This is a genomic window from Klebsiella sp. GG_Kp146 (assembly GCF_040061975.1).
In the GTDB taxonomy this organism is placed as follows: Bacteria; Pseudomonadota; Gammaproteobacteria; order Enterobacterales; family Enterobacteriaceae; genus Klebsiella; species Klebsiella quasipneumoniae.
In genome coordinates, this window is record NZ_JBEAHA010000002.1 from 58,124 (window position 1) to 83,919 (window position 25,796).

Below are 25,796 nucleotides of genomic sequence, written 5' to 3' on the forward strand. Positions count from 1 at the left end.
GTTTACAGTAGCCGCCTGTCTGAGGGAGTGAATCATGACCTATCGCCACCGCGTTGCCACCGTTTTTCTGTTCGGCTTTTTTCTCGACCTAATCAATATGTTTATCGCCAGCATTGCCTTCCCGGCTATCAGCCACGAGCTGGCGGTGTCCGTCTCGCAGCTGGCGTGGGTCAGCAATGCCTATATTCTTGGCCTGACGGCCGTCGTACCGTTCAGCGCCTGGCTCAGCCAGCGCTGTGGGCCAAAACGGCTGTTTTTACTCTCGCTGGGGCTATTCAGCCTCGGCGCGCTGGCATCGGGGCTGGCCCATAGCCTGGGTGAGCTGATTTTCTGGCGTACGCTGCAGGGGATGGGCGGCGGGCTGTTAATCCCCCTCGGCCAGGCGCTGACGTGGCCGCTGTTTCAGCCGCAGGAGCGGGCGAAGCTATCGGCGGCGGTGATGCTGGTCGGCCTGCTGGCGCCCGCCTGCTCGCCAGCGATCGGTGGTCTGCTCGTCCAGGCGTTCAGCTGGCGCTGGGTCTTTTTCGCCAGCCTGCCTGTCGCCCTGCTTACCTTTATGCTGGCGGCGCGATGGTTAAACAACAGCCCCGCTCCCGTCCGGCCGACCCGCTTTCTCCCGCTGTCATTGCTGGCCGATCCTCTCCTGCGCTTCGCCATGCTGATCTATCTCTGCGTACCGGGGATGTTTATTGCCGTCAACGTGGTGGGAATGTTCTACCTGCAACGCGTCACCGGGATGGCGCCGGGGGCCACTGGCGCCCTGATGGTGCCGTGGTCGCTGGCCTCGTTCGCCGCCATCACCTTTACCGGCAGGTATTTCAACCGCTTCGGGCCGCGGCCGCTGGTGATGGTCGGCTGCCTGCTACAGGCGGCGGGGATCCTGCTGCTGCTGCTGGTCGATGCGCACAGCCCGCTGGCGCTGTTGATTCTGGCCTTTACGCTGATGGGCGGCGGAGGCAGCGTATGCAGCAGCACCGCGCAAAGCAGCGCTTTCCTGCATACGCCTGGCGAAGAGATGCCTGACGCCAGCGCGCTGTGGAACCTTAACCGCCAGCTCAGCTTCTTTGCCGGCAGCGCGCTGCTCGCCCTGCTGTTGAGGGTATTGCCGCCGGCCTACGCCTGGCAGGGCGCGTTTAGCTGCGCCGCCGCCATAACCCTGTTGCCGCTGCTGTTTTGCCTGCGGCTGAATAATCGGGCGATTATCCATCGCCTGCACACTACTCTGGAGAAGTCATGAACCCTTATCTGCAGGAAGTCGTCGACGCCCATATCCTTATCGAACGCTGGTTAAGCCACGGGGAAGGAAGCGCTGAGGCGCTGATGAGCCGTTTTGCCGCCGAATTCACCATGATCCCTCTGAGCGGCGAGAAGATGGACTACCCGACGGTGAGCCGTTTTTTCCACCAGGCGGGCGCAAGCCGTCCGGAATTACACATTGTGGTGGATCAGGCGAAAATCATCAGCGAGTGGCACGACGGCGCCGCCGTGCTGTACCGTGAACGCCAAACGCTGGCGGATGGCAGTGAGAACGTACGCTGGTCGACGGCGATTTTTCAGCAAGCGGAAGGGAAAATTGTCTGGCGCCATCTGCAGGAAACCCGCCTCGGCTAGCGCAAAGAAAAAGGCCCCGTCTTTCGAGGGGGCCTTTTTGAGAGAAAAGATCTTATTCGCGGAAGAGCGCTTCGATATTCAGTCCTTGCCCCTGCAGAATTTCCCGCAGGCGACGCAGACCTTCCACCTGGATCTGACGCACACGCTCGCGAGTGAGGCCAATTTCACGGCCCACATCTTCCAGGGTGGCGGCTTCATAACCCAGCAGACCGAAACGACGCGCCAGAACCTCACGCTGCTTGGCGTTCAGTTCGAACAGCCATTTAACGATGCTTTGTTTCATATCATCGTCCTGCGTGGTGTCTTCCGGGCCGTTCTCTTTCTCATCGGCCAGAATATCCAGCAGCGCTTTTTCTGAATCGCCACCCAGCGGGGTATCCACCGAGGTGATGCGCTCGTTCAGACGCAGCATACGGCTGACGTCATCGACCGGTTTGTCCAGCTGTTCGGCAATCTCTTCCGCGCTCGGCTCGTGGTCCAGCTTGTGGGACAACTCGCGCGCGGTACGCAGATAGACGTTCAGCTCTTTGACAATATGGATCGGCAAACGGATCGTACGGGTTTGGTTCATGATCGCCCGTTCAATGGTCTGGCGGATCCACCAGGTCGCATAGGTCGAAAAACGGAACCCACGTTCCGGGTCAAACTTCTCAACGGCGCGGATCAGGCCGAGGTTACCTTCTTCAATCAGATCCAGCAGCGCCAGACCACGATTGCTGTAACGACGGGCAATCTTCACCACCAGACGCAGGTTGCTTTCAATCATGCGACGGCGTGAAGCGACATCACCACGCAGTGCGCGACGCGCGAAATAGACTTCCTCTTCCGCGGTCAGCAGTGGGGAATAACCAATCTCTCCAAGATAAAGCTGAGTGGCGTCAAGCACGCGTTGCGTTGCGCCTTGCGACAGCAGCTCTTCCTCAGCCAGATCGCTATCACTGGGTTCCTCTTCTACTAAGGCCTTCTCGTCGAAAACCTCAATTCCGTTCTCATCAAATTCCGCGTCTTCATTTAAATCATGAACTTTCAGCGTATTCTGACTCATAAAGGTGGCTCCTACCCGTGATCCCTGAGCAAAGCACCTTCCACGGCGCATCAACAAAAGACGCCAGGACGATTTCCCCTACTCCTCTCAGCGAGAGGCGCATAGACACCGCCCTGGCGCCTGTTAGCTAATGCTTCGCTTATCCGTACTTTGCCAAATTATCGCTGCGGTAAGTACTGCAGCGGGTTGACGGATTTCCCCTTGTAACGAATTTCAAAATGTAATCTTGTTGAGCTGGTTCCGGTGCTACCCATGGTAGCGATTTTCTGCCCCGCTTTGACTTCCTGTTGCTCCCGAACCAGCATGGTATCGTTATGAGCGTAGGCACTCAGGTAATCATCGTTGTGTTTGATGATAATAAGATTACCGTAGCCGCGCAGTGCGTTACCGGCATAGACGACGCGCCCATCGGCGGTCGCGACAATAGCCTGTCCCTTACTGCCTGCAATGTCGATACCTTTATTGCCGCCTTCCGCGCCACTAAAGTTCTCGATAACTTTGCCATCAGTCGGCCAGCGCCATGATGAGATCGGCGAACTGGTTGACGTACTGCTTGCAGTCGGCTGGGTTGTGCTCACCGTTGTAGGTGCCGTCACCGGCGCGACAACCGTCGAGGTCGTGGTCGCTGGTTTATTATTAGGCAACATCTTGGTAGCACTTTGTTCACCTGAGGATTCAGAATACGTAATAGTCGGTTGTGAAGCAACCACCGCGGTCGATTTTTGTGCAGAAGTTGTGGTGGCCGTCGCACCGCCGCTCGCCCTTGCGCTGGCCTGAGAAACGGCGTTTTCACCGGTGATCGGCTGGCCTGAAGCGTTGCCGACCTGCAGCACCTGACCGACGTTCAGGGCGTACGGGGCCGGGACATTGTTGCGTTGCGCCAGGTCACGGAAATCGTTGCCGGTGACCCAGGCGATATAGAACAGGGTGTCGCCGCGTTTGACCGTATAGGTACTGCCGCCGGTATAGCTACCTTTCGGAATATCGCCATATTTGCGGTTGTAAACGATCTTGCCATTCACCGTCTGCACCGGCTCCTGCGCCATTGGCTGCGGCTGAATGGTCTGGGTCTGCACCGGCTGGATCGGCTGCGTCTGAGGAGCTGACTGGACGCCGGAGGATGGCGGCGTAATCAACATGCCGGAATTGGTGCTGGAAGAGGCGGCACCGCCGGCAGAGCTAACCGGCGCAGGCGGATTATTGGTGTTGGTACATCCGGCCAGCCAGAGTGAAACCAGTGAAAGAGCCGCAATACGGCTGACGGTAAATTTGGTGCTTCCCGCGCTCATTTATCCCCCAGGAATATGTTAACTGCCAATATCTTGCTTACCGGGCGACGCCCGGCCAGGACACTGAAAAATGTGTCCACCCTACGCCTAAAGTCAGGCAAAAAAAACCTGGAATAATCCGGGTCTCAGGCCAGCTCCCCTTTCACCAGGGGAACAAAGCGAACGGCCTCGACGGTATCAATGATAAATTCGTTGCCCCGGCGACGGATCCGTTTGAGAAACTGATGCTCCTCGCCAACCGGCAGTACCAGCACGCCGTCGTCATCCAGCTGCGCCAGCAGCGCGGTCGGTATTTCCGGCGGCGCCGCCGTCACAATAATGGCATCAAACGGCGCCCGCGCCTGCCAACCTTGCCACCCATCGCCATGACGGGTTGAAACATTATGTAAATCAAGTTGTTTCAGGCGACGACGCGCCTGCCACTGTAAACTCTTAATTCGCTCTACCGAGCAAACGTGATGCACCAGGTGCGCCAGGATGGCCGTCTGGTAACCGGAACCGGTGCCGATCTCCAGCACCCGCGACTCCGGCGTCAGCGCCAGCAGCTCGGTCATCCGCGCCACCATGTACGGCTGGGAGATGGTTTGCCCCTGGCCAATCGGCAGCGCGGTGTTTTCCCACGCTTTATGTTCAAAGGCTTCATCAACAAATTTTTCGCGCGGGACGCGCGCGATCGCCTCGAGGACACGTTCATCGACGATGCCCTGCGTGCGCAGTTGATTCAACAAACTTTCAACACGTTTACTTACCATTGCCTGTCAACCCCGACACGTTCCAGCCAATCGGTGACCACCTCATGCGCCTGATGGGCGGTTAAATCGACGTGCAATGGCGTAACGGAAACATAGCCTTCATCCACTGCCGCAAAATCGGTGCCCGGCCCGGCGTCGCGCTTATCGCCCGGCGGGCCAATCCAGTAAAGGGTATTGCCGCGCGGATCCTTTTGCGGGATCACCTGGTCGGCAGGATGGCGATTGCCGCAGCGGGTCACGCGGATACCTTTGATCTGGTCAAGGGGCAGGTCCGGGACATTGACGTTGAGGATCCGCCCGGTGCGCAGCGGTTCACGGCTGAGGCCGCGCAGGAGAGTGCAGGTCACCGCTGCGGCGGTGTCGTAGTGTTGATAGCCATTGAGCGACACAGCCAGCGCGGGGAACCCCAGATGGCGGCCTTCCATCGCCGCCGCCACGGTGCCGGAGTAAATGACGTCATCGCCCAGGTTGGGCCCGGCGTTGATTCCGGAAACGACGATGTCCGGACGCGGGCGCATCAGCGCGTTCACGCCGAGGTAGACGCAGTCCGTCGGCGTCCCCATCTGGACGGCGATATCGCCATTTTCATAGGTAAAGGTGCGCAGTGACGATTCCAGCGTCAGCGAATTCGAAGCCCCGCTGCGGTTACGATCGGGTGCAACCACCTGGACCTCGGCAAACTCCCTTAAGGCCTTCGCCAGGGTCTGTATCCCCGGCGCATGGATCCCGTCATCGTTACTCAGCAATATTCGCATAGTCACCCGTTATATTGATAAGCTCCCTGACCACGCTGGTGGCGAAGCTGCCCGCCGGCAGCCAGAAACGCAGTTCAACGGTTACATCATCCCACCAGTTCCAGCTCAGCTGCTGCGGATAGAGGAGCATCGCCCGGCGCGCCGCCTCGACTTTCTCCCGCACCAGCAGTGTCTGCAGCAAGGTTTCCTCGGCGATGGCGGCCTGCTCGGCGGCCAGAGCGTCGCGCTGGCTTCCCCAGTCGCCGCTGCCCGGCAGCGCAGCCGTGATCATCAGTTCGCGGTTATGCACCCGCGCCTGCGAAACCACGAGTTCTTCCGGTGTGACGACAAACCAGCTCCCACGCCCCGCTAATTGTAGCGCATCGCCATCAACAACCTGATTAAATTCCGTTTTTTTTAATCTAATACTGACTTGCTGATTAAACAACGCGCTGCGGGCCGCCGACAACCAAAAACTGCGCTTATTGCGATCGCGCACCGGCGCGCCGCTCTCCGCCCAGCGCAGCGCGCCCTGCAGATTGCTACCGCCGATGCCAAAGCGCTGAGCGCCGAAATAGTTCGGCACGCCCCGTTCAGCGATGGCCTGCAGACGCGTCTCCACCTCCTGGCGATCGCTTACCTCGCGCAGGATCAGGGTAAACTGGTTGCCCTTCAGCGCGCCTAATCGCAGCTTACGCTTATGGCGGGCATATTCCAGTACCTGGCAGCCCTCGAGCTGAAATTTGCTCAGATCCGGCATCTCTTTGCCGGGCACCCGGGCGCACAGCCACTGCTCGGTGACGGCGTGCTTATCTTTTTGCCCGGCGAAGCTCACTTCACGGGCATGGATTTTGAGGAATTTCGCCAGCGCATCGGCGACAAAGCGCGTATTACAGCCGTTTTTGAGGATCCGCACCAGCACGTGCTCGCCTTCGCCGTCCGGGGCGAAGCCCAGGTCTTCCACCACCAGGAAATCTTCCGGATTGGCTTTCAGCAGCCCGCTGCTCTGCGGCTTGCCGTGCAGCCAGGTCAGTTGGTCAAAGGCGATCATTTGTCGGCCTTACGCAGCAGCGCGACCGCTTCGCAGGCGATCCCTTCCCCGCGGCCGGTGAAGCCCAGCTTCTCGGTGGTGGTCGCTTTCACGTTGACGTCGTCCATATGGCAGCCGAGATCTTCAGCGATAAAAACGCGCATCTGCGGGATATGCGGCAGCATTTTCGGCGCCTGGGCGATAATGGTGACGTCGACGTTGCCGAGCGTATAGCCTTTGGCCTGGATGCGGCGCCACGCTTCGCGCAGCAGTTCGCGGCTGTCGGCGCCTTTAAACGCCGGATCGGTATCCGGGAACAGCTTGCCAATATCGCCGAGCGCCGCGGCGCCCAGCAGCGCATCGGTCAGCGCATGCAGCGCGACGTCGCCGTCGGAGTGGGCCAGCAGCCCTTTTTCATAAGGAATGCGTACCCCGCCAATGATGATTGGGCCTTCACCGCCAAAAGCGTGTACGTCAAAACCATGTCCAATTCGCATTAAGCTTTCTCCTGGTGTCGGGAACGGGTGAGGTAAAATTCCGCCAGCGCCAGATCTTCCGGGCGCGTCACTTTAATATTATCAGCGCGTCCGGCGACCAGCTGCGGATGGAAGCCGCAGTACTCCAGCGCCGAGGCTTCATCGGTGATGGTGGCCCCCTCGTTCAGCGCCCGGGTGAGGCAATCCACCAGCAGCTCGCGAGGGAAAAATTGCGGGGTGAGCGCGTGCCACAGGTCATTACGATCGACGGTATGGGCGACGGCGGTTTTGCCCGGCTCGGCGCGCTTCATGGTGTCGCGCACCGGCGCTGCGAGGATCCCGCCGACGCGGCTGGTTTCACAGAGTGCCAGCAGGCGGCTGAGGTCATCCTGATGCAGGCAGGGGCGCGCGGCGTCATGCACCAGCACCCACTGCGCCTCCGGCAACGCCTGCAGGCCGGCGAGCACCGAATCGGCGCGCTCGGCGCCGCCATCCACGACGGTAATTTGCGGGTGCTGGGCCAGCGGCAGCTGGCTGAAGCGCCGATCGCCGGGGCTGACGGCAATCACCACGCGCTGGACGCGCGGATCCGCCAGCAGCGCGGCGACCGCATGTTCGAGAATCGTTTTGTTACCGATTGAGAGATATTGTTTCGGGCATTCCGTTTGCATGCGGCGGCCGAAACCGGCTGCCGGCACCACGGCGCAAATGCCCGGAAAAGTGGCTGCCATGTTGTAATCCTGGGCCTGGTTATCGATTGTTCTGCTGTTGCCCCGATGCCTGGTTGCGTTTAGACGCATCCGGTACCAGACGATAGAAGGTTTCGCCCGGGCGGGTCATGCTGAGTTCATTGCGCGCACGCTCCTCGATCGCTTCCTGACCGCCGTTGAGGTCGTCAATTTCGGCAAACAGCTGATCGTTGCGTGCTTTTAATTTGGCGTTAGTCGCCTGCTGGGCGGTGACGTCGTCGTTAACCCGCGTGTAGTCATGCAGGCCGTTTTTACCGAACCACAGCGAATACTGTAGCCAGACCAGCAAAGCTAATAATAGCAGCGTTAGTTTACCCATCCTGCCCCCTGAAAAACGGCATCATCATCCCAAAACTCGCCCGGGTACGCTACCGGGGCGCGCGGACGATGCCGCGTAACGCGGGGACTGTACCATATTTTTGCTGCTGATACCCATGCTTGATTCATACCAGAAACGGGTTATCCCAACAGCCAGAGGAAGAGGAGCGCAAACATCAGCCCGACGGTCAGGATGGTCGCGCTGGCGCTATAGAGCAGTTTGCCATTGAGCAGAGAGTGCAGCGCAATACCGACCACCACCGCCACCGGCATCAACGCAAGGAAGAATGGCCAGGTGTAGAGGAGGAAGAAAAGTGTATTACTGCCATAGAGAAGGAAGGGAATACCCAGCGCCAGCAGCCATGAAATAAAGCCCACGGCAGCGCCCGACAAAGACCAGGTGGTCTCGTCGCCGGTCGCCGGAGGCGGTTCTGAACGAATAATACTGAGGTTCTGGGTATTGCGCATATCGAATCCTGTAGACCGGGCAACCGGCACCCCTCGATGCCGCTGCCGTTTCAGGATCTGATAATATCGCTCTGTTGCAGCAGGTCTAATAGTTGGTGCACCAAATTTGTTACCAATTGTTCACCATCCAGATGAATTTCCGCCTTTTCCGGTGCCTCATAGACCGAGTCTATGCCTGTGAAATTGCGTAATTCCCCTGCCCGCGCCTTCTTATACAATCCTTTCGGATCCCGCGCCTCGCAGATGGCCAGCGGGGTATCGACGAACACTTCGATAAAGCGTCCCTCCCCCAAGCGCTCGCGCACCATCTGTCGCTCCGCGCGGTGCGGAGATATAAATGCCGTCAATACAACCAGCCCGGCATCGACCATCAGCCTGGCCACTTCACCGACGCGGCGAATGTTCTCTTTGCGATCCTCATCACTGAATCCCAGGTCGCTGCACAAGCCATGACGTACGTTATCGCCGTCCAGCAGATAGGTGCTGACGCCGCGCTCATGCAAGGCTTCCTCCAGCGCCCCGGCGACAGTGGATTTACCCGACCCCGAAAGGCCGGTAAACCACAGCACCACGCCGCGATGGCCGTGATGCTGTTCCCGCTGCTGCTGGGTCACAGGATGGGCATGCCAGACGACGTTTTCGTCATGCTGGGCCATTATTTGCCTCCCAGCAGGTCGCGGGCGTCCCAGTGCGGGAAGTGTTTGCGGATCAGCTGGTTCAGTTCCAGCTCGAAAGCGCTGTACTGCGATGCCGACGTCGGCGCCTGCAGGTGCGGCTCGTTGACCATCCCGGCGCCGACGGTGACGTTGGTCAGACGATCGATAAAGATAAGCCCGCCGGTCACTGGGTTTTGCTGATAGGGATCCAGCACTAAAGGTTCGTCAAAGGTCAGCTCCACCAGCCCGATGCCGTTCAGCGGCAGAGACTCGACTTCACGCTGGGTCAGGTTGTTAATATCTACCTGGTAACGGATAGCATCCACGCGGGCGCGGGTCTTCTTACCGGCGATTTTGATGTCGTAGCTCTGCCCCGGGGTCAACGCCTGCTCGGCCATCCACACCACGTCGATGCTGGCGCTTTGCACCGCCGGCAGCGTGGCTTGCGCGTCAACCAGCAGGTCGCCGCGGCTGATGTCGATTTCATCTTTCAGCACAATGGTAATGGCTTCCCCGGCGGCGGCTTCCTGCAGATCGCCGTCGAAGGTGACGATACGCGCCACGCTCGACTCGACGCCCGACGGCAGCACCTTCAGACGCTGGCCGACCTGCACGGTACCGGAGGCGACCGTACCGGAGAAGCCGCGGAAATCGAGGTTCGGACGGTTAACATACTGCACCGGGAAGCGCAGCGGTTGGCTCTCCACTACCCGTTGGATCTCCACCGTTTCGAGGACTTCCAGCAGAGTCGGGCCGCTGTACCACGGCATGTTCGCGCTCTGGCTGGCGACATTATCGCCCTCCAGCGCCGACAGCGGCACAAAGCGAATATCGAGGTTGCCCGGCAGCTGCTCGGCAAAAGTCAGGTAAGCTTCACGGATCTCGTTGAAGCGCGCTTCGCTAAACTCGACGAGATCCATTTTGTTGACCGCCACCACCAGGTGTTTAATGCCCAGCAGGGTGGAGATAAAGCTGTGACGGCGGGTCTGGTCGAGCACGCCTTTACGCGCGTCGATCAGCAGGATCGCCAGATCGCAGGTGGACGCGCCGGTGGCCATATTGCGGGTGTACTGCTCGTGCCCCGGGGTGTCGGCGATGATAAATTTGCGTTTTTCCGTCGAGAAGTAGCGATAGGCCACGTCAATGGTGATGCCCTGCTCGCGCTCGGCCTGCAGACCATCCACCAGCAGTGCCAGGTCCAGTTTTTCGCCCTGGGTGCCGTGACGCTTGCTGTCGTTATGCAGCGAAGAGAGCTGATCTTCATAGATCTGGCGGGTATCGTGGAGCAGACGGCCAATCAGGGTGCTTTTACCGTCATCGACGCTGCCGCAGGTCAGAAAACGCAGCAGGCTCTTGTGCTGTTGCGCGTGCAGATAAGCTTCTACGCCGCCTTCATCGGCAATTTGTTGGGCAATGGTCGTGTTCATGGCGGCTCCTTAGAAATAACCCTGACGTTTCTTCAGCTCCATCGAGCCGGCCTGGTCGCGATCGATGACGCGCCCCTGACGTTCGCTGGTGGTGGATACCAGCATCTCTTCAATAATTTCCGGCAGCGTCTGCGCTTCAGACTCCACCGCGCCGGTCAGCGGCCAGCAGCCGAGGGTACGGAAACGCACCATCCGTTTTTCAATCACTTCGCCCGGCTGCAGATCGATACGGTCGTCGTCGATCATCATCAGCATGCCGTCGCGCTCCAGCACCGGGCGCTCAGCGGCCAGATACAGCGGCACGATTTCGATGTTTTCCAGATAGATGTACTGCCAGATATCCAGCTCGGTCCAGTTGGAGAGCGGGAAGACGCGGATGCTTTCGCCTTTGTTAATCTGGCCGTTGTAGTTGTGCCACAGCTCCGGACGCTGGTTTTTCGGGTCCCAGCGGTGGAAGCGGTCGCGGAAGGAGTAGATGCGCTCTTTAGCGCGGGATTTCTCCTCATCACGCCGCGCGCCGCCGAATGCGGCGTCAAAGCCGTATTTGTTCAGCGCCTGCTTCAGCCCTTCGGTTTTCATGATATCGGTATGCTTGGCGCTGCCGTGGACGAACGGGTTGATGCCCATCGCCACCCCTTCCGGGTTTTTATGCACCAGCAGCTCGCAGCCATAGGCTTTGGCGGTACGGTCGCGGAACTCATACATCTCACGGAATTTCCAGCCGGTATCGACGTGCAGCAGCGGGAACGGCAGGGTTCCCGGATAAAACGCTTTGCGCGCCAGATGCAGCATTACGCTGGAATCTTTCCCGATGGAGTACATCATCACCGGGTTAGCAAATTCGGCGGCCACCTCACGAATAATATGGATGCTTTCCGCCTCCAGTTGCCGCAGGTGAGTGAGTCGTTTTTGGTCCATAACCGTTCCTTAAGCCAGATTGACCACCGAAGAGTTAAACCCCTCGGCGGATGATGTATGTTGAAACCAGGCGAGCTGCTGATGCAGCTGCACCACTTCGCCGACCACCAGCAGGGCGGGCATCGGGGCGTCTTTCGCCAGGTGTTCGAGTTGTTGCAATGTGCCGGTTATCGTCTGCTGATCGTCGCGGGTACCGCGGGAAATCACCGCTACCGGCGTATTGCTGTCGCGACCGTGGGCGATCAGCTGGGCGCTGATTTCCGCCGCCTTCATGGTGCCCATGTAAATGGCCAACGTCTGTTGGCTCTTCGCCAGCAGCGCCCAGTCGAAGGGAGCGCTGTCCGGCTTATAGTGCCCGGTGACAAAGACGGCGCTTTGCGCATAATCGCGATGGGTCAGTGGAATACCGGCGTAGGCCGTCGCGCCGGCGGCGGCAGTGACGCCAGGCACCACCTGGAACGGGATGCCCGCGGCGGCGGCAGCCTGCAGCTCTTCTGCGCCGCGGCCAAAAATAAACGGATCCCCGCCCTTCAGACGCACGACGGTTTTTCCCGCCTTCGCCGCCTCCACCAGCAGCTGATTGGTTTCATGCTGCGGCACCGAGTGCTCGCCGGCGCGCTTACCGACGCAAACCAGCTCGGCATCGCGGCGCACCAGTTCGAGAACCGGCTGGGTCACCAGATGGTCGTGGAAAACCACGTCCGCCTGCTGGATCGCCTGCAGGCCACGCAGGGTCAGCAGCCCGGCATCGCCCGGTCCGGCCCCCACCAGAATAATTTCACCTGTTTCGCGTTCAGGCTTATCCAGCTCATCCTGCAGCGCTTTTTCCGCCTCCGCAGCGTTGCCCGCCACCATCAGGCTGGCGAAGCGGCCGGTAAAGACCCGCTCCCAAAAGCGGCGACGCGCTTCGGTGGTCGTCAGACGGGTTTTCAGATGATTGCGCCAGTAGCTCGCCGATTCCGCCAGACGCCCGAGGTTCGTCGGCAGCAGCGCTTCGATTTTTTCGCGCAGAATACGCGACAGCACCGGCGCTTTCCCGCTGGAGGAAATCGCCACCAGCAGCGGCGAACGGTCGACGATAGAAGGGAAGACAAACGAGCAGAGCGCCTGGTTATCCACTACGTTGACCAGCCGGTAACGCGCGTTAGCCGCCGCAAACACCCGCTGGTTAAGCGCCTCGTCCTCCGTGGCGGCAATCACCAGAAAGACATCATCCACCAGAGCGTCGCTAAATTCCGTCGCCCGCCAGCTAAGCGCCTGGCGCGCCGCCAGATCGGCCAGCGCCGGAGACAGCGTCCCGGCGACCACCTGCACCTGCGCCTGGGCGCGCAGCAGAAACTTGATCTTGCGTTCGGCAATCTCTCCGCCGCCGATCACCAGCACGGGCCTTTGTTTCAGTTCGGCAAAAAGGGGCAAGTAATCCACGGGGTAACAACTCTCTTACAATCAGCGATACTGCGACTATAGGGTGCGCCTTAGAGCAAATGAAATTACGAAATGGAATGAGTTGTGACACAAAGGAATAACGCGGTGGAAATCTAAATATCAAAAAGTGCTTAACACGCTATTTTTCCGCTATTTAAGAGCAATTGAAATTGTTTAACCGCGGTCACAGTTTCATACTGTACGCGTCAAATTGTCTCGTTCGTGTAAGGACCCCTTATGTTTTCCGCGTTGTGCCGCCGTCTGCTTCCGCTGGCGCTCGGCACCGGTTTTGTTTTCGCCGCCGCCCCCGCATTCAGCGCGCTGGGCGACACCGCCAGTAGTCAGGCTCGCCATATCGCCACCGTCTTCCCGGGACGAATGACCGGAACGCCCCCGGAAATGCTCTCAGCTGACTATCTGCGCCAGCAGTTCGCCCGGATGGGCTATCAAAGCGACGTGCGGAGCTTCAATACCCGCTACATCTATACCGACAGCAACCAGCGTAAAAACTGGCATAACGTCACCGGCAGTACGGTGATCGCCGCCCATGAAGGCCAGTCTCGCCAGCAAATCATCATCATGGCGCACCTCGATACCTACGCGCCGCAGAGCGATAAAGACGTCGAAAACAACCTCGGCGGCCTGACGCTGCAGGGAATTGACGACAACGCGATGGGGCTCGGGGTGATGCTGGAGCTGGCGGAGCATTTAAAGAACGTCCCCACCCGCTATGGCATTCGCTTTATCGCCACCAGCGGCGAAGAGGAAGGTCGTCTCGGCGCGCAAAACCTGCTGCAGCGGATGAGCGAAGCGGAAAAGAAAAATACCCTGCTGGTGATCAATCTCGATAACCTGGTGGTGGGCGATAAGCTTTACTTCAACAGCGGCCGCCGCACGCCGGCCTCGGTGCGCAAGCTGACCCGCGATCGCGCGCTGGCTATCGCCCGCAGCAAAGGCATCGCCGCCTACACCAATCCGGGACTCAATCCGGCTTACCCGAAAGGCACCAGCTGCTGTAATGACGCCAGCGTCTTCGACAACGCGGGGATCCCGGTGCTGTCGGTCGAAGCGACCAACTGGTCATTAGGCAAGAAAGATGGCTATCAGCAGCGGAGCAAATCGCGCAGCTTCCCGCAGGGAATCAGCTGGCATGACGTTCAGCTGGATAATCAGCAATATATCGACAACGCGCTGCCGGGACGGATCGAGCATCGCGGGCGCGATGTCGTGAAAGTGATGCTGCCGCTGGTGAAAGAGCTGGCGAAGGTGGAGAAGAAAAGCTGACGGGTGCAAATGAACACGCGGTATCACCCGCGTGTTCTCTTTCACACCATTCCCTCAGGAAGCGCTAATCAACCCTCGTGCAATCCGCACTCGCGTTTAAGCCCGAAGAACCGGGTCTCTTCTTCTGCCATGCCCGGCTCCCATTTGCGGGTGGTGTGGGTATCGCCTACCGACAGATACCCCTGATCCCACAGCGGATGGTATTTCAGCCCATGCTTTTGCAGATACTGATACACCGTCCGGTTATCCCAGTCGATAATCGGCAACACCTTGAACACCCCGCGCTGGACCGCCAGCACCGGAAGCGTCGCCCGACTGCCCGACTGCTCGCGGCGCAGACCGGCAAACCACGTCTGCGCGTTTAGCTCTTTCAGCGCCCGGTTCATCGGTTCAACCTTGTTGATCTCATTGTATTTCTCAATGCCCTCAACGCCCTGCTCCCACAGCTTGCCGTAGCGCGCCTCCTGCCAGGCCGCGCTTTCGGCCGCGCGGTAGACCTTCAGGTTCAGCTTGAGCTTGTCCGTCAGCTCGTCAATAAACTGGTAGGTTTCCGGGAACAGGTAACCGGTATCGGTGAGGATCACCGGAATGTCCGGGCGGATCTGATTCACCAGGTGCAAACTCACCGCCGCCTGAATACCAAAGCTTGACGACAGCACATAGTCTCCCGGCAGGTTTTCCAGCGCCCAGGCCACACGCCCTTCGGCGTCGAGCTTTTCCAGTTGGGCGTTGGTTTCCGCGAGAGCCAGAATACGTTCCACTTTCGGCAATGCATTAAGCGCGTTTAGATCGAGTACGGACATAAGAACCTCGTTTGCCTGTTTTGCCGGGCGGCACTGCGATTGCCCGGCCTACGGGTTTTACAGGCCCGGATCGCTACGCGCCACCGGGCACCAGGATGTTACTCCCAGAAATCGCGGGCTGGATCGAGCACCGGGCGAATGATGCCCGCACGCACCGTAAAGTCGCCGAAGCCTTCACCCGCTTCGCGCTCTTTCGCCCAGCGCCCTACCAGTTGGTCTAGCGAGTCGAGAATTTCCGACTCGGTAATGTTCTCACGGTACATCCGCGGGATGCGGGTGCCGCTGCGGTTACCGCCGATGTGCAGGTTATAGCGGCCTGGCGCTTTCCCCACCAGCCCCACTTCCGCCAGCATCGCGCGGCCGCAGCCGTTCGGACAGCCGGTGACGCGGGTGACGATATGCTCATCGCTCACGCCATGCTTGCTCATCACCCCTTCCACCTTGTCGATAAACGACGGCAGGAAACGCTCGGCTTCCGCCATCGCCAGCGGGCAGGTCGGGAAGGAGACGCAGGCCATTGAGTTTTCGCGCTGCGGGGTGACGGCATTCATCAGACCATGATCCCGCGCCAGCTTCTCGATCCGCGCCTTCTGATCTTCCGGTACGCTGGCGACGATCAGGTTCTGATTGGCGGTGATGCGGAATTCGCCCTGATGGATCTTAGCAATCTCCAGCAGACCGGTTTTCAGCGGGCGCCCCGGATAATCCAGAATGCGGCCGTTTTCAATAAACAGCGTCAGGTGCCATTTATCATCAATCCCCTTCACCCAGCCGATGCGGTCGCCGCGGCCGGTGAATTCGTACGGGCGGATCGGCTCAAACTTAATGCCTGCCCGGCGCTCCACTTCCGCCTTAAAGGTTTCGACGCCAACGCGCTCAAGGGTGTACTTGGTTTTCGCATTCTTACGGTCAGTACGGTTACCCCAGTCGCGCTGGGTAGTCACGACCGCTTCCGCCACCGCCAGAGTATGCTCCAGCGGCAGATAACCGAATTCGCTCGCCGTGCGGGCGTAGGTTTTTTTGTTACCGTGTTCGATAGAAAGACCGCCGCCCACCAGCAGGTTGAAGCCCACCAGCTTGCCGTTTTCGGCGATCGCCACAAAGTTCATGTCGTTGGCGTGCAGATCGATATCGTTCTGCGGCGGGATCACCACCGTGGTTTTAAACTTACGCGGCAGATAGGTCTGACCGAGGATCGGCTCTTCGTCAGTGGTGGCGACCTTTTTCTGATCCAGCCAGATCTCGGCATAGGCGCGGGTGCGCGGCAGCAGATGCTCGGAGATCTTTTTCGCCCACTCGTAGGCCTCAGCGTGCAGCTGCGATTCGTACGGGTTGGAGGTGCACAGCACGTTACGGTTCATATCGTTGGCGGTGGCCAGCGCGTCCAGCCCCACCGAGTGCAGCATCTGATGCACCGGCTTGACGTTCTTTTTCAGAATACCGTGAAACTGGAAAGTCTGCCGGTTGGTCAGGCGAATACTGCCGTAAATGGTGTTCTCGGCGGCAAACTTATCGATCGCCTTCCACTGGGTGGTGGTGATCACCCCGCCCGGCAGACGGCAGCGCAGGAGCATCGCATGACGCGGCTCCAGCTTCTGAGCGGCGCGCTCCGCGCGGATATCGCGATCGTCCTGCTGGTACATACCGTGGAAACGGATCAGCAGGAAGTTATCGCCTTTAAAACCGCCGGTCAGACCGTCGTTTAAATCTTCCGCAATGGTGCCGCGCAGGTAGTTGCTCTCGAGCTTCATACGCTCGGCATCGGTCAGTTTACCTTCGACCACTAAAGGCCCCGGATGTTTTTCGCTCATTAGTAGACATCTCGCTGATAACGGCGCTCAACGCGCAGCTCACTTAAAAATTCGTCCGCCGCTTCGGCGTCCATCGCGCCGTATTCGGCAATCACTTCCAGTAAAGTCTGTTCCACGTCTTTCGCCATACGATTGGCGTCGCCGCAGACATAAATGTGGGCGCCATCATTGATCCAGCGCCACAGCTCGGCCCCCTGCTCACGCAGTTTGTCCTGCACATAGATTTTTTGTTGTTGATCGCGGGACCAGGCCAGATCGATACGGGTCAGCAGACCCTCTTTCACATAGCTCTGCCACTCCACCTGATAGAGGAAATCTTCGGTGAAGTGCGGGTTGCCGAAGAACAACCAGTTCTTACCTGGCGCCCCGTCCGCTGCGCGCTGCTGCATGAAGGCGCGGAACGGCGCAATACCGGTGCCCGGGCCAATCATGATCACCGGCGTCTCCGGGTTAGCCGGCAGACGGAAGTTGTCGTTGTGCTCGATGAAGACGCGGACTTCGCCATCCTCTTCCACGCGGTCGGCGAGGAAGCTGGAGGCGCCGCCAGCCCGGGCGCGGCCTTCGATGTCATAGCGCACCACGCCCACGGTGACATGCACTTCGCTCTCCACTTCCGCCTGCGAGGAGGCAATAGAGTACAGACGCGGCGTCAGCGGGCGCAGCAGACCGATTAACGCCTCGGCGTCCAGCTGCGCGGGGGAGAAACGGACCATATCGACGATCGGCGTCGCGGCGGCATACTGCTGCAGTTGAGCTTTATCGCCCACCAGCGGCAGCAGCGATTCGCTGCGGGTCAGGGTGGCGTAGTTTTCGACGATAGTCGCGGTGTTAACCGTCAGCTCAAAATGCCACTGCAGGGCTTCCGCCAGCGGCAGGGTTTTGCCCTCGACGGTCACCGGCTCGTCGCCTTTCAGCCACAGCAGCTCCACCAGCTCTTTCACCAGCTGAGGATCGTTTTGATACCAGACGCCCAGGGCGTCGCCCGGCTGATAGCGCAGACCGGAATCACCGAGGTCAATTTCGATATGGCGTACATCTTTTTCTGAATCGCGGCCGGTGATTTTCTGGTTGACCGACAGGGTCGCCGTCAGCGGAGCCTCTTTGGTGTAGGGACTGGTGTGAATGTCGTTCACTGCGCCGCTGGCGGACAGCTGAGCGGGCGCGGCGACCGGCGCACGGGCCTTCAGCACCTCAACGACGCGCGCGCGCCATTCAGCGGCCGCGGCCTGATATTCAACGTCGGCGTCGACGCGATCGAGCAGGCGTTCCGCGCCAAGTTCAGCCAGCTTGCTGTCGAAATCTTTGCCGGACTGGCAGAAGAATTCATAAGAGGTATCGCCGAGGCCAAAGACGGCGAATGCGGTTCCGTCCAGCTTCGGCGCTTTCTTCGAGAACAGGAACTTATGCAATGCGACCGCTTCTTCCGGCGGCTCACCTTCCCCCTGGGTGGAGGTCACGACCACCAGCAGTTTTTCAGCAGCAATTTGTTTGAATTTATAATCGCCTGCATTCACCAGCTTCACGTTCAGCTTCGCCGCCAGCAGATCGTCGCGCAGCGCTTCGGCGACGCGGCGAGCGTTGCCGGTTTGCGAGGCGGAAATCAGCGTGATCGTCGGGACCTCGGCGGCCGGGGCGGGAGCGGCGGCTGCCGCGCCGGACTGCTGATTCAGCACGCCCCAGAAATAGCCAGACACCCAGGCGAGCTGAGTGGGCGTGAAGTCAGTGGTGGCCGCCTGAAGGCGCGCCAGTTGCTCCGGGTTGAGCGGCAGCAAGTTGGAAGGTGGGGCCTGTGTCGTCATGCGTCGTTTGTTCCAGTAAGCAAAGCTGTTATTCGCACCCTGTCAGCGCGACAAAAACAGAAGAGAATAGAAGGTTAACGGCGGGCATAGTAACAATTAAAGAAGGGATGGAAATAATAAATAACCAAATGGACTAACCTGTTTTAGTTGTAGTTATTAACAACAAAATCGATTAAATAACTATTTGAAATATCACAACTTAATTCACTTAACCCAGATAAATGTGTCGATTTTCTGTTCAGGGCCGTTTTAGTTAATGCGAAAAAATGTACTTTCCGGTACCCTACGGCGGTTTTTTTCGTCCTGTTGAGAGTCAATGATGTCCACCACGCTGTTTAAAGATTTCACCTTCGAAGCCGCCCACCACCTGCCGCACGTCCCGGAAGGACACAAATGCGGTCGCCTGCATGGCCACTCCTTTATGGTGCGTCTGGAGATAACCGGTGAAGTCGATCCCCATACCGGGTGGATCATGGATTTTGCCGAGCTGAAGGCCGCCTTCAAGCCGACCTACGATCGCCTGGACCACTATTATCTGAACGATATCCCCGGTCTGGAAAACCCTACCAGCGAAGTGCTGGCCAAATGGATCTGGGATGAGATGAAACCGCGGGTACCGCTGCTGAGCGCGGTGATGGTGAAAGAGACCTGCACCGCCGGCTGCGTCTATCGCGGCGAGTAAGCGAAAAAAAGCCCGGTCAGTACGCTGCCGGGCTTTTTTATCAGGCGATATTCAGATATTTATGCGTCTGCATGGACAGGCGCCAGTTACGGGCGATGCAGGTGTCGATACACAGGCGCGTCGCGTCTTCTTTCTGGCTGATTGGCTGCAGGGCGATGATCCGCGGTTTGTCATCGCTCAGCGTTTCCAGCAGCTCGTCCAGCGCTTCGATGTCGCGGACGCGCCCTACCGGATGTTTGATCTCATCCGCCCGCTGCAGGGCCTGAGACAGCACGTCATACCCGCCGCGCATATTCACCTTCGGCGATACCGTCACCCAGGTATGAGGCGTACAGCGAACTTCGTGAGTGCCGCTGGTTTCAATCTGGCAGCTAAAGCCGTTTTGCTCCAGCAGCGAGGTTAACGGCGTTAAATCATGAATGCAGGGCTCACCGCCGGTAATGACCACGTGGCGGGCAGTCCACCCCTGACGACCGATAATCGCCAGCAGATCTTCACTGCTTGCCGGCCCCCACTTATCGCTCTCTTTGGTTTTCGCCAGGATGCTGAACAACGACACTTCCCGATCGGCCAGTTTGTCCCAGGTATGCTTGGTGTCACACCACGCGCATCCTACCGGGCATCCCTGCAGACGAATAAAAATGGCAGGCACGCCGGTGAAGTAACCCTCGCCTTGCAGGGTCTGGAACATCTCGTTAATCGGGTACTGCATAGTCATCTCTGTTTAGGGTGATAAACGTTTATTATCGCAGATTTCACTGTCCAGGTCTTGTCCTGCGCTGCGATCGTTTTTCCTTCACGGCGTCGCTTTCTCTCCCCGGAGGTTATTCATTGTTAATTAAAAGCATGCCTCTGTTTTCGTTTATTTCATTAGTGTGGTAAGGATTAAAATAAACGTCGCGCCATGCCAGCGTAAAGAAAGATGTAACAGAAGATGTTTTTCGCGCTATAAACCAGAACATATTAAACGTCAGCATAAAAATAAAAACAGCTTTAAATACAGCAGTGTACAAATTGATACATGAAAGAGTGAATTATTTATCTGGTCTGATAGTCGAATCCAATCCACCGCCAAAAATAAGCTTAAGCTCCTCTTAATAAAGCCCTGTTGCCCGCCATTTTTTATTTAATCGTCGTTTACTTTGTCCCTCCTAGAATCCCGCAGACCAACCATAATGAGATAGCATTTATGACCACATTATTCATTACCGGCGTCACCGGTTTTCTGGGCGGCGCGGCGTTAGAGAAAATACTCCATCAGGATAGCCAGTTAGATCTGCTGCTGCTGGTGCGTGCCGACAGTCCCGACGCAGGCCTGGAGCGGGTCAAGGAGAACATGCGTAAGTTCAACATCGCCGAGGAGAAACTGGCGATGCTGCGCCCGCAGCAGATCCTGCTGGGCGATCTCGCCTCTCCGGAGCATTTTCTTAACGACCCGCGGCTTGAGCAAGTCACCCATGTCCTCAACTGCGCCGCTGTCGCCTCGTTTGGCAGCAACCCGCTCATCTGGAAGGTTAACGTTGCGGGTACGCTGCGACTGGCGCAACGGATGGCGCAGGTGGCGGGTCTGCAGCGTTTTCTGCACGTCGGCACCGCAATGTCCTGCTCACCGGAGCCGGATTCGCTGGTCGCCGAGAGCGCGGAGTTTCGGCAGCGCGCCGAGCATCTGGTGGAATATACCCACTCGAAATCGGCCATCGAGCAACTGATGCAGCAGCACTGCCCTACGCTACCGCTGGTCATTGCCCGCCCTTCTATTGTGGTGGGCCATACCCATCATGGCTGCCGGCCTTCCAGCAGTATTTTCTGGGTGTTCAGCATGGGGCTGATGCTGCAGAAATTTATGTGCGCGATGGAGGATCGGATCGATGTTATTCCGGTGGACTACTGCGCCGATGCCCTGCTGATGCTGCTTAACCAGCCGCTGGCCCGCGGCGATGTGGTGCATATCTCTGCCGGCGAGGAGAACAGCGTGAAGTTTGCCGAAATCGACCGGGCGATGGCCCTGGCGCTGGAGCAGGCGCCGGTGGGAGACAAGTACGCCCAGGTGAGCTATGAAACGCTGGTCAAAATGCGTCGCGAACTGAAAGGAATTTTTGGGCCATGCAATGAGCGACTGATGCTGAAAGCGATGCGTTTATATGGCGCGTTCGCCACGCTGAACGTGCGCTTTAGCAACGACAAGCTGCTGAGCATGGGGATGCCAAAACCGCCGCGCTTTACCGATTACATCGACCGCTGCGTGGAAACCACTCGCGGGCTGTCGATCCCTCAGCAAATGGCCGTCGACTTTAAATAATGGCCGCAGGCATAAAAAAAATGCCAGCCCGAAGGCTGGCATGGTTATTTCACAAAGACAGGATTAAGCCTGGCCTTTGATCTCTTTACGACCGTTGAACGGCGCTTGCTCACCCAGCGCTTCTTCGATACGAATCAGCTGGTTGTATTTAGCAACGCGGTCAGAACGGCTCATAGAACCAGTTTTGATCTGGCCTGCAGCGGTACCCACAGCCAGGTCGGCAATGGTCGCGTCTTCAGTTTCGCCAGAACGGTGAGAGATGACAGCGGTGTAGCCAGCGTCTTTCGCCATCTTGATAGCCGCCAGAGTTTCGGTCAGAGAACCGATCTGGTTGAATTTGATCAGGATGGAGTTAGCGATGCCTTTTTCGATGCCTTCTTTCAGGATCTTGGTGTTGGTTACGAACAGGTCGTCACCAACCAGCTGGATTTTGTCGCCCAGTACTTTGGTCTGGTAAGCGAAACCTTCCCAGTCAGATTCGTCCAGGCCATCTTCGATGGAGACGATCGGGTACTGTTTGGTCAGCTCTTCCAGGAAGTGAGTGAACTCTTCAGAGGTGAACGCTTTGTTGCCTTCGCCGGCCAGAACGTATTTACCGTCTTTGTAGAATTCAGACGCTGCGCAGTCCATCGCCAGGGTGATGTCTTTGCCCAGCTCGTAGCCTGCAGCTTTAACCGCTTCAGCGATAACAGCCAGCGCTTCGGCGTTGGAACCCAGGTTCGGCGCGTAGCCGCCTTCGTCACCAACGGCAGTGTTCATGCCTTTGGACTTCAGCACTTTCGCCAGGTGATGGAACACTTCAGAACCCATGCGTACTGCTTCTTTCAGGGTCGGCGCGCCAACCGGCTGAATCATGAATTCCTGGATGTCGACGTTGTTGTCAGCGTGCTCACCGCCGTTGATGATGTTCATCATCGGAACCGGCATGGAGTATTTGCCCGGAGTGCCGTTCAGTTCAGCGATGTGCGCGTACAGCGGCAGGCCTTTGGAGGCAGCTGCTGCTTTGGCGTTCGCCAGAGAAACGGCCAGGATTGCGTTCGCACCGAAGTTAGATTTGTTTTCAGTACCGTCCAGGTCGATCATGATCTTGTCGATGCCAGCCTGATCTTTGGCATCTTTGCCCAGGATTGCCTGAGCGATCGGGCCGTTTACCGCAGCAACAGCTTTGGTTACGCCTTTACCCAGGAAACGGGATTTGTCGCCATCGCGCAGTTCCAGCGCTTCGCGGGAACCAGTAGAAGCACCTGACGGAGCAGCTGCCATACCGACGAAACCACCTTCCAGGTGTACTTCGGCTTCAACAGTCGGGTTACCACGGGAGTCGATGATTTCACGACCGATGACTTTAACGATTTTGGACATTAGGTTTTCCTCAGTACAAGTTAAACTAAAACTCCAGACAAACAATGCACCCGAATGGGTGCATTGCCGTTCTAACTCTTTTTACTTCGCCTGGCGTTTCTGGTACTCGCTGGCGGCTTTCACAAAGCCGGCAAACAGCGGGTGTCCATCACGCGGCGTCGAAGTAAACTCCGGGTGGAACTGGCAGGCCACAAACCACGGATGGTTCGGCACTTCGATGATCTCGACCAACTGATCATCCCCGGAACGGCCCGCAACGCGCAGACCGGCAGCTTCAATCGGTTTCAACAACATGTTGTTGACTTCGTAGCGGTGACGATGGCGCTCGGTGATGGTCGGCTCGCCGTACAGCTGGCGTACCAGAGAATCATCATCCAGCTGGCACTGCTGCGCGCCCAAGCGCATGGTGCCGCCCAGATCGCTCTTCTCGGAGCGGACTTCGACGTTGCCATCTTCGTCACGCCATTCGGTAATCAGGGCCACAACCGGGTATTTACAGTCTGGCACAAATTCCGTCGAGTTGGCGTTTTCCATACCCGCTACGTTGCGCGCGAACTCAATCAGCGCAACCTGCATACCCAGGCAAATGCCCAGATAAGGAATATTGTTCTCACGCGCATAGCGCGCGGTGGCGATCTTACCTTCCACACCGCGGTAGCCGAAGCCGCCCGGGATAAGGATAGCATCTAAATCCTTGAGGATTTCGACGCCGCGCGTTTCCACATCCTGCGAATCGATCAGCTTGATGTTGACGGTAACGCGGTTTTTCAGACCACCGTGTTTCAGCGCTTCAATCACCGACTTGTAGGCATCCGGCAGTTCAATGTACTTACCGACCATACCGATGGTGACTTCGCCTGCCGGATTGGCTTCTTCATAGATTACCTGTTCCCATTCGGCCAGGTTTGCTTCCGGACAAGTTAAGCTGAATCGTTTACAAATATAATCGTCCAGCCCCTGAGATTTCAACAGGCCTGGAATTTTATAAATGGAATCGACGTCTTTCAGAGAAATAACAGCCTTTTCCGGAACGTTACAGAACAAAGCAATTTTCGCCCGTTCGTTGGCCGGAACAGCGCGATCGGAGCGGCAGATCAGGATGTCAGGCTGAATACCGATGGAGAGCAGCTCTTTCACGGAGTGCTGAGTCGGTTTGGTTTTGACTTCGCCCGCGGCGGCCATGTACGGCACCAGAGTCAGGTGCATAAACAGGGTATGCTCGCGGCCAATCTCTACCGCCATCTGACGAATGGCTTCGAGGAACGGCAGGGATTCGATATCGCCTACGGTACCGCCGATCTCCACCAGCACCACGTCATGGCCTTCGCCGCCCGCCAGCACACGCTCTTTGATAGCGTTGGTGATGTGCGGGATAACCTGAACGGTCGCGCCCAGGTAGTCGCCACGGCGCTCTTTGCGCAGCACGTCAGAGTAGATACGGCCGGTGGTGAAGTTGTTGCGGCGAGTCATCTTGGTACGGATGAAACGCTCGTAGTGGCCCAGGTCCAGATCGGTTTCTGCGCCGTCTTCAGTAACGAACACTTCCCCATGCTGGATTGGGCTCATGGTGCCCGGATCGACGTTGATATACGGATCCAGTTTCATGATGGTCACGTTGAGACCACGGGCTTCAAGAATGGCTGCCAGGGAGGCTGCGGCAATGCCTTTACCCAGAGAGGATACGACCCCGCCGGTCACAAAAATATAGTTCGTTGTCATGCTGAACCTGAGAAGTTAGGGTAAAACGATGGAATAACCAGGACGGGAAAGTAGTATACCCGAACATGCGTGACGCCACAAACTTTCATTCTTCCCCTCCCCTTCGTTCTTCAAGTTGCACCTGTGTTGCGACCCGAACAACTCGAAGAGGCAGGCTACATGGTGTTTCAACGACATAACGGAAAGAGAAAATAGACGCTTTTGGCGAAATGTTTTTGACGTAAATCAAGCGCTTGTTATTTATAAAATCACACAAATCGCGCTTGATCACGAAAACTCGTTAGAGATCAGTTTCCTGGCGTTTTACCTGTTGCCATACTTCTTCCATGGTATCGAGGTCGACGCCGGTCATTTCCAGGCCGCGGGCGGCGACAATGCGCTCGACTTCGCGGAAGCGGCGCTCGAATTTGAGGTTCGCCTTCTGCAGCGCCACCTCGGCTTTGACCCCTAAATGGCGGGATAAATTCACCGTGGCGAACAGCAGATCACCCACTTCCTCTTCCAGTTTCGCTTCATCCACCACCGCCTGCTGCGCTTCATGCATCACTTCATCAATTTCTTCATGCACCTTGTCGAGCACCGGGCCCAGCGAGGTCCAGTCAAAACCGACCGCCGAGCAGCGACGCTGGATTTTATGCGCGCGCATCAGCGCCGGCAGGCTATGCGGAATGTCGTCCAGCGCCGAGTGCTGGGCTTTTTCCGCCCGCTCCGCGCTTTTGATCTGCTCCCAGCGGGCCAGGACTTCGCTGCTGTTTCCCGCGGTGGCATCAGCGAAGATATGGGGATGGCGGCGCTCCAGCTTGTCGCTGATGGCGGCGCAGATATCGTCAAAGTTAAAACGTCCCTCTTCCTGCGCCATCTGCGCATAGAACACCACCTGGAACAGCAGATCGCCCAGCTCACCGCGCAGGTCGTCAAAATCCTCTCGCGAAATGGCGTCCAGCACTTCATAGGTTTCTTCGAGGGTATAGGGGGCGATGGTGGCAAAGGTCTGCTCTTTATCCCACGGGCAGCCGTTTTCCGGGTCGCGCAGGCGGCGCATGATGCCGAGCAAGCGGTCGATTTGGGTCATGTGACAATCCTGGAAATGTAAAAAATAGTCGGCCGGATAAGGCGTTTCGACCTTATCCGACGTGGCG

At 58.0% G+C, this 25,796-nt stretch carries 25 protein-coding genes; 5 read left to right on the plus strand and 20 right to left on the minus strand.

Going from position 1 to position 25,796, the window contains the following annotated elements; translation table 11 throughout:
- Window positions 1-34: 34 nt before the first annotated feature.
- Both ABLU95_RS02590 and ABLU95_RS02595 read left to right on the plus strand, forming a co-directional pair.
- A complete protein-coding gene (locus ABLU95_RS02590; RefSeq protein ID WP_261902087.1) occupies window positions 35-1,237 on the plus strand; it encodes an MFS transporter in 1,203 nt (400 codons plus the stop codon).
- The gene (locus ABLU95_RS02595) at window positions 1,234-1,611 is read left to right on the plus strand and encodes a DUF4440 domain-containing protein (RefSeq protein ID WP_277475392.1); all 378 of its coding nucleotides are present in this window, start codon (window positions 1,234-1,236) and stop codon (window positions 1,609-1,611) included. The genes ABLU95_RS02590 and ABLU95_RS02595 overlap by 4 nt, the downstream gene beginning before the upstream one ends.
- Window positions 1,612-1,663: 52 nt before the next feature.
- Here ABLU95_RS02595 and rpoS read toward each other — a convergent pair whose 3' ends face one another.
- From rpoS to cysG, 13 genes are all read right to left on the minus strand, one after another.
- Window positions 1,664-2,656 (minus strand): RNA polymerase sigma factor RpoS, encoded by a 993-nt coding sequence (gene rpoS, locus ABLU95_RS02600; RefSeq protein WP_002915106.1) that lies wholly within the window; start codon window positions 2,654-2,656, stop codon window positions 1,664-1,666.
- A 158-nt stretch (window positions 2,657-2,814) separates the two neighbouring features.
- Window positions 2,815-3,945, minus strand: a complete 1,131-nt coding sequence (nlpD, locus tag ABLU95_RS02605) for a murein hydrolase activator NlpD (RefSeq protein ID WP_087775297.1) — start codon at window positions 3,943-3,945, stop codon at window positions 2,815-2,817.
- 125 nt (window positions 3,946-4,070) lie between these two features.
- A complete protein-coding gene (locus ABLU95_RS02610; protein WP_023290820.1) occupies window positions 4,071-4,697 on the minus strand; it encodes a protein-L-isoaspartate(D-aspartate) O-methyltransferase in 627 nt (208 codons plus the stop codon).
- Window positions 4,691-5,452, minus strand: a complete 762-nt coding sequence (surE, locus tag ABLU95_RS02615) for a 5'/3'-nucleotidase SurE (RefSeq protein WP_004205600.1) — start codon at window positions 5,450-5,452, stop codon at window positions 4,691-4,693. The genes ABLU95_RS02610 and surE overlap by 7 nt, the downstream gene beginning before the upstream one ends.
- The gene (gene truD, locus ABLU95_RS02620) at window positions 5,433-6,482 is read right to left on the minus strand and encodes a tRNA pseudouridine(13) synthase TruD (protein ID WP_241516406.1); all 1,050 of its coding nucleotides are present in this window, start codon (window positions 6,480-6,482) and stop codon (window positions 5,433-5,435) included. Before truD ends, surE begins: the two co-directional genes overlap by 20 nt.
- Window positions 6,479-6,958, minus strand: coding sequence for a 2-C-methyl-D-erythritol 2,4-cyclodiphosphate synthase (gene ispF / locus ABLU95_RS02625; RefSeq protein WP_004181093.1), 480 nt, complete (start codon window positions 6,956-6,958; stop codon window positions 6,479-6,481). Before ispF ends, truD begins: the two co-directional genes overlap by 4 nt.
- Window positions 6,958-7,668 carry a 2-C-methyl-D-erythritol 4-phosphate cytidylyltransferase gene (gene ispD / locus ABLU95_RS02630; RefSeq protein ID WP_017899180.1) on the minus strand — a complete coding sequence of 237 codons (711 nt, stop codon included), beginning with the start codon at window positions 7,666-7,668 and terminating at the stop codon, window positions 6,958-6,960. The genes ispF and ispD overlap by 1 nt, the downstream gene beginning before the upstream one ends.
- Window positions 7,669-7,687: 19 nt before the next feature.
- On the minus strand, window positions 7,688-8,005 hold the full coding sequence (gene ftsB, locus ABLU95_RS02635; protein ID WP_002915156.1) for a cell division protein FtsB: 318 nt from the start codon (window positions 8,003-8,005) through the stop codon (window positions 7,688-7,690).
- A 140-nt stretch (window positions 8,006-8,145) separates the two neighbouring features.
- The gene (locus ABLU95_RS02640) at window positions 8,146-8,472 is read right to left on the minus strand and encodes a DUF3561 family protein (protein WP_004205590.1); all 327 of its coding nucleotides are present in this window, start codon (window positions 8,470-8,472) and stop codon (window positions 8,146-8,148) included.
- A 50-nt stretch (window positions 8,473-8,522) separates the two neighbouring features.
- Window positions 8,523-9,128: an adenylyl-sulfate kinase gene (cysC, locus tag ABLU95_RS02645; RefSeq protein WP_002915158.1), complete on the minus strand. Its 606-nt coding sequence runs from the start codon at window positions 9,126-9,128 to the stop codon at window positions 8,523-8,525.
- Window positions 9,128-10,555, minus strand: a complete 1,428-nt coding sequence (cysN, locus tag ABLU95_RS02650; protein WP_241516404.1) for a sulfate adenylyltransferase subunit CysN — start codon at window positions 10,553-10,555, stop codon at window positions 9,128-9,130. Before cysN ends, cysC begins: the two co-directional genes overlap by 1 nt.
- A gap of 9 nt (window positions 10,556-10,564) precedes the next feature.
- A complete protein-coding gene (cysD, locus tag ABLU95_RS02655; protein ID WP_048335130.1) occupies window positions 10,565-11,473 on the minus strand; it encodes a sulfate adenylyltransferase subunit CysD in 909 nt (302 codons plus the stop codon).
- 9 nt (window positions 11,474-11,482) lie between these two features.
- Window positions 11,483-12,889 (minus strand): siroheme synthase CysG, encoded by a 1,407-nt coding sequence (gene cysG, locus ABLU95_RS02660; protein WP_072096587.1) that lies wholly within the window; start codon window positions 12,887-12,889, stop codon window positions 11,483-11,485.
- Window positions 12,890-13,135: 246 nt separating this feature from the next.
- Here cysG and ABLU95_RS02665 point away from each other — a divergent pair, with 246 nt between their 5' ends.
- A complete protein-coding gene (locus ABLU95_RS02665; protein ID WP_032453906.1) occupies window positions 13,136-14,182 on the plus strand; it encodes an aminopeptidase in 1,047 nt (348 codons plus the stop codon).
- A 68-nt stretch (window positions 14,183-14,250) separates the two neighbouring features.
- Here ABLU95_RS02665 and cysH read toward each other — a convergent pair whose 3' ends face one another.
- The 3 genes from cysH to cysJ all read right to left on the minus strand — a co-directional run bounded on the left by cysH (window position 14,251) and on the right by cysJ (window position 18,595).
- Complete coding sequence (gene cysH, locus ABLU95_RS02670; protein WP_004205586.1) at window positions 14,251-14,985, minus strand: phosphoadenosine phosphosulfate reductase; 735 nt, start codon at window positions 14,983-14,985, stop codon at window positions 14,251-14,253.
- 98 nt (window positions 14,986-15,083) lie between these two features.
- The gene (cysI, locus tag ABLU95_RS02675; protein ID WP_004205585.1) at window positions 15,084-16,796 is read right to left on the minus strand and encodes an assimilatory sulfite reductase (NADPH) hemoprotein subunit; all 1,713 of its coding nucleotides are present in this window, start codon (window positions 16,794-16,796) and stop codon (window positions 15,084-15,086) included.
- Window positions 16,796-18,595, minus strand: a complete 1,800-nt coding sequence (gene cysJ, locus ABLU95_RS02680) for an NADPH-dependent assimilatory sulfite reductase flavoprotein subunit (protein WP_048335134.1) — start codon at window positions 18,593-18,595, stop codon at window positions 16,796-16,798. The genes cysI and cysJ overlap by 1 nt, the downstream gene beginning before the upstream one ends.
- A gap of 316 nt (window positions 18,596-18,911) precedes the next feature.
- Here cysJ and queD point away from each other — a divergent pair, with 316 nt between their 5' ends.
- Complete coding sequence (gene queD / locus ABLU95_RS02685; protein ID WP_004174641.1) at window positions 18,912-19,277, plus strand: 6-carboxytetrahydropterin synthase QueD; 366 nt, start codon at window positions 18,912-18,914, stop codon at window positions 19,275-19,277.
- A 40-nt stretch (window positions 19,278-19,317) separates the two neighbouring features.
- Here the strand turns inward: queD and queE are convergent, their stop codons facing one another.
- Complete coding sequence (gene queE, locus ABLU95_RS02690; RefSeq protein WP_023290825.1) at window positions 19,318-19,989, minus strand: 7-carboxy-7-deazaguanine synthase QueE; 672 nt, start codon at window positions 19,987-19,989, stop codon at window positions 19,318-19,320.
- A 477-nt stretch (window positions 19,990-20,466) separates the two neighbouring features.
- Here queE and ABLU95_RS02695 point away from each other — a divergent pair, with 477 nt between their 5' ends.
- Window positions 20,467-21,576: an SDR family oxidoreductase gene (locus ABLU95_RS02695; RefSeq protein WP_348878770.1), complete on the plus strand. Its 1,110-nt coding sequence runs from the start codon at window positions 20,467-20,469 to the stop codon at window positions 21,574-21,576.
- Between the two features lie 63 nt (window positions 21,577-21,639).
- Here the strand turns inward: ABLU95_RS02695 and eno are convergent, their stop codons facing one another.
- From eno to mazG, 3 genes are all read right to left on the minus strand, one after another.
- A complete protein-coding gene (gene eno / locus ABLU95_RS02700) occupies window positions 21,640-22,938 on the minus strand; it encodes a phosphopyruvate hydratase (RefSeq protein WP_002915213.1) in 1,299 nt (432 codons plus the stop codon).
- An 81-nt stretch (window positions 22,939-23,019) separates the two neighbouring features.
- A complete protein-coding gene (pyrG, locus tag ABLU95_RS02705) occupies window positions 23,020-24,657 on the minus strand; it encodes a glutamine hydrolyzing CTP synthase (RefSeq protein ID WP_023290827.1) in 1,638 nt (545 codons plus the stop codon).
- Window positions 24,658-24,937: 280 nt separating this feature from the next.
- Complete coding sequence (gene mazG / locus ABLU95_RS02710; protein WP_032453910.1) at window positions 24,938-25,729, minus strand: nucleoside triphosphate pyrophosphohydrolase; 792 nt, start codon at window positions 25,727-25,729, stop codon at window positions 24,938-24,940.
- Between the last annotated feature and the right edge of the window lie 67 nt (window positions 25,730-25,796).

What these genes read in the sequence shown, in the direction of transcription:
- cysC (WP_002915158.1), bottom strand. Translation starts at nt 9,128, where the DNA reads ATGGCCCAGCATGACGAAAACGTCGTCTGGCATGCCCATCCTGTGACC.
- surE (WP_004205600.1), bottom strand. Translation starts at nt 5,452, where the DNA reads ATGCGAATATTGCTGAGTAACGATGACGGGATCCATGCGCCGGGGATA.
- queE (WP_023290825.1), bottom strand. Translation starts at nt 19,989, where the DNA reads ATGCAGTACCCGATTAACGAGATGTTCCAGACCCTGCAAGGCGAGGGT.
- ABLU95_RS02665 (WP_032453906.1), top strand. Translation starts at nt 13,136, where the DNA reads ATGTTTTCCGCGTTGTGCCGCCGTCTGCTTCCGCTGGCGCTCGGCACC.
- ABLU95_RS02595 (WP_277475392.1), top strand. Translation starts at nt 1,234, where the DNA reads ATGAACCCTTATCTGCAGGAAGTCGTCGACGCCCATATCCTTATCGAA.
- ABLU95_RS02590 (WP_261902087.1), top strand. Translation starts at nt 35, where the DNA reads ATGACCTATCGCCACCGCGTTGCCACCGTTTTTCTGTTCGGCTTTTTT.
- ispF (WP_004181093.1), bottom strand. Translation starts at nt 6,958, where the DNA reads ATGCGAATTGGACATGGTTTTGACGTACACGCTTTTGGCGGTGAAGGC.
- queD (WP_004174641.1), top strand. Translation starts at nt 18,912, where the DNA reads ATGATGTCCACCACGCTGTTTAAAGATTTCACCTTCGAAGCCGCCCAC.
- ABLU95_RS02695 (WP_348878770.1), top strand. Translation starts at nt 20,467, where the DNA reads ATGACCACATTATTCATTACCGGCGTCACCGGTTTTCTGGGCGGCGCG.
- ABLU95_RS02610 (WP_023290820.1), bottom strand. Translation starts at nt 4,697, where the DNA reads ATGGTAAGTAAACGTGTTGAAAGTTTGTTGAATCAACTGCGCACGCAG.
- cysH (WP_004205586.1), bottom strand. Translation starts at nt 14,985, where the DNA reads ATGTCCGTACTCGATCTAAACGCGCTTAATGCATTGCCGAAAGTGGAA.
- truD (WP_241516406.1), bottom strand. Translation starts at nt 6,482, where the DNA reads ATGATCGCCTTTGACCAACTGACCTGGCTGCACGGCAAGCCGCAGAGC.
- ispD (WP_017899180.1), bottom strand. Translation starts at nt 7,668, where the DNA reads ATGGCAGCCACTTTTCCGGGCATTTGCGCCGTGGTGCCGGCAGCCGGT.
- eno (WP_002915213.1), bottom strand. Translation starts at nt 22,938, where the DNA reads ATGTCCAAAATCGTTAAAGTCATCGGTCGTGAAATCATCGACTCCCGT.
- ftsB (WP_002915156.1), bottom strand. Translation starts at nt 8,005, where the DNA reads ATGGGTAAACTAACGCTGCTATTATTAGCTTTGCTGGTCTGGCTACAG.
- ABLU95_RS02640 (WP_004205590.1), bottom strand. Translation starts at nt 8,472, where the DNA reads ATGCGCAATACCCAGAACCTCAGTATTATTCGTTCAGAACCGCCTCCG.
- cysD (WP_048335130.1), bottom strand. Translation starts at nt 11,473, where the DNA reads ATGGACCAAAAACGACTCACTCACCTGCGGCAACTGGAGGCGGAAAGC.
- mazG (WP_032453910.1), bottom strand. Translation starts at nt 25,729, where the DNA reads ATGACCCAAATCGACCGCTTGCTCGGCATCATGCGCCGCCTGCGCGAC.
- cysJ (WP_048335134.1), bottom strand. Translation starts at nt 18,595, where the DNA reads ATGACGACACAGGCCCCACCTTCCAACTTGCTGCCGCTCAACCCGGAG.
- cysN (WP_241516404.1), bottom strand. Translation starts at nt 10,555, where the DNA reads ATGAACACGACCATTGCCCAACAAATTGCCGATGAAGGCGGCGTAGAA.
- cysI (WP_004205585.1), bottom strand. Translation starts at nt 16,796, where the DNA reads ATGAGCGAAAAACATCCGGGGCCTTTAGTGGTCGAAGGTAAACTGACC.
- rpoS (WP_002915106.1), bottom strand. Translation starts at nt 2,656, where the DNA reads ATGAGTCAGAATACGCTGAAAGTTCATGATTTAAATGAAGACGCGGAA.
- pyrG (WP_023290827.1), bottom strand. Translation starts at nt 24,657, where the DNA reads ATGACAACGAACTATATTTTTGTGACCGGCGGGGTCGTATCCTCTCTG.
- nlpD (WP_087775297.1), bottom strand. Translation starts at nt 3,945, where the DNA reads ATGAGCGCGGGAAGCACCAAATTTACCGTCAGCCGTATTGCGGCTCTT.